4 protein-coding genes and 1 pseudogene are annotated in these 1,702 nt (G+C 66.5%); all 5 read right to left on the bottom strand.

Annotated elements, in window-relative coordinates; genetic code table 11:
* A pseudogene (locus G3T14_RS24020) lies at positions 1-218 on the bottom strand (hypothetical protein); the annotation flags it as partial.
* Positions 218-883 carry a DUF6441 family protein gene (locus tag G3T14_RS24015; protein ID WP_163644984.1) on the bottom strand — a complete coding sequence of 222 codons (666 nt, stop codon included), beginning with the start codon at positions 881-883 and terminating at the stop codon, positions 218-220. The gene G3T14_RS24015 and the pseudogene G3T14_RS24020, both read right to left, overlap by 1 nt.
* Positions 880-1,245, bottom strand: a complete 366-nt coding sequence (locus tag G3T14_RS24010; RefSeq protein ID WP_163644983.1) for a hypothetical protein — start codon at positions 1,243-1,245, stop codon at positions 880-882. Before G3T14_RS24010 ends, G3T14_RS24015 begins: the two co-directional genes overlap by 4 nt.
* Entirely contained in the window at positions 1,245-1,523 is a 279-nt protein-coding gene (locus tag G3T14_RS24005) for a hypothetical protein (protein ID WP_163644982.1), read from the bottom strand. The genes G3T14_RS24010 and G3T14_RS24005 overlap by 1 nt, the downstream gene beginning before the upstream one ends.
* 11 nt (positions 1,524-1,534) lie before the next feature.
* Positions 1,535-1,690, bottom strand: a complete 156-nt coding sequence (locus tag G3T14_RS24000) for a major capsid protein (protein ID WP_348645344.1) — start codon at positions 1,688-1,690, stop codon at positions 1,535-1,537.
* Between the last annotated feature and the right edge of the window lie 12 nt (positions 1,691-1,702).

The following is a 1,702-nucleotide window of genomic DNA, read 5'->3' as shown; positions in this document are numbered from 1 at the left end:
TTCGCCGCGACCTCGACCGGGATCTGATGCTCGTAGATCCACGTCGTCGGGTTCAAGGTGACCTCAGGGTCGCCCGGGTCGCCGTCATCGACGTTGACGTAGCCGCCGAGCGGGATGGTCTCCTGCTTTTCCTCATTCCGGAAATGCGAGGCTTTGGGCAGGGCCGCCCGTACCAGAGCCGCGACGGCCTGGATCACCCGTTCGCGCGTGCTCGGCATCAGGGCATCCAATTCGCGGCAATGGCGGCAGGGGCGCGCTCGGCCCACGCCTTGGCCGTGGTCTCGATGTCGAGGCGTTTGCGCAGCTTCGCCTGTCGGACCAGGACGAAGATGACGACGAAGGATCGCCCACTGGACGGGCCGGCCTCCTTGATCGTTCGGAACGATTTTCGTCCCTGGTAGCGCTTGGCCTGGCGCCGGTAGAACGCGTCGGCGACGAGAACTCCGCCGGTCTTCGTCGGGACGAAGCGGAGCTTCACGCCGGTCTCACGCTGCCAGATCGCTGGGGTGAGGGTGTTGCCCGTCGAGCCCTTGGCCCGGCGTCCCGACACCATCCGGACACCGGCATCCTGCGTCGGGATCGCGAGATACTTGCCGCCCTTGGCCACGATGGTGACGCCGCGGTTGAAGGCGTCGATCAGCTTCGACGCATTGGTGCTGACGTAGGCGGCGGCCTCGACGCTGTCGCCGACCGTTGGGAAGGTCTGGCCGCGCCATGTGTTGGCCAGACGCTGGCCGAGGCCGGCGGCCACGACCTCGCCGCGCAGATCCATTTTCAGGCCGTTCGTGACGGTCCGCATGCCGGCGGTCACCGACTTGGCGACCTGTACCTCGGCGCCGGACATCAGCTCGGCGATGTCCGGGATTTCGACGGCATATCTCATGAGGCGTAGGGGTCGTCGTCCGGACTATCGGCCACCGGCGAGACTTCGCAGGTCCGTACCAGCTTGCGGCTGTCGATCCGGCTGAAGCCGGTCACCTGAACCGTCTCAGTGACCTGTCCAGCGTCATCAAGGAGGTCGACCTGATCGCCTTTTGCAGGCTGGGCAACCTCGGACAGTCGGATCTGGACCAGCATGGCGTTCAGATCGAATTGGTTGCCGCCGATGGTATCGATGCCCTCGGGCGATTTTCGGATGATGCGGACGGCAACACGGTCGGTGCCGCCGCCCGCGCGCCAGAACGCGTCGAGCGCCAAATTCGGATCCTCGAACTGGGCGTCGACCATCATGGCGAAGGCGTCCATCAGACGGCGCGCAACGCCGCGATGACGTCGGCCTTGGATTTCGCCGCCGAGACGTCGATTCCACGCTCGGCCGCCAGGGCTTCGAGCTCGGATCGGGTCTTGCCGTCGAGGTCGTCGCCGGCCGGCTTGGGATCGGGCCCATTCTCACCGGAGATCGCGCCGCCGTCCTCGCTGTCGGTGACGACGTCGTGCGTGCCCGCCTGAAGCGCGGCCTGCGCCTCGTCCCAGCCGAGAGTGACGACCTCGGCGTCCTTCGTGCCCTTTTCGCGCAACCGCATGGTCGCCTCCGTCAGTTCGAGGTGGTGCCACGCACGAGGAGCGCAGGGCGCTTCACGAGCGGGAGCGGATTCGACTCGGTGTGGATGTCCATGCCCTTGCCGAACTTCTTCGGCTCGAGCGGTGCGACGAACACCTCGGAGTCGGCGCCGTTGGGCGCCTGGTTCACGCTTCCCCAGAA

Origin of the sequence: Methylobacterium sp. BTF04, from assembly GCF_010692745.1 — a bacterium.
In the GTDB taxonomy this organism is placed as follows: domain Bacteria; phylum Pseudomonadota; class Alphaproteobacteria; order Rhizobiales; family Beijerinckiaceae; genus Methylobacterium.
This window is presented reverse-complemented; position numbering and strand designations above follow the sequence as displayed.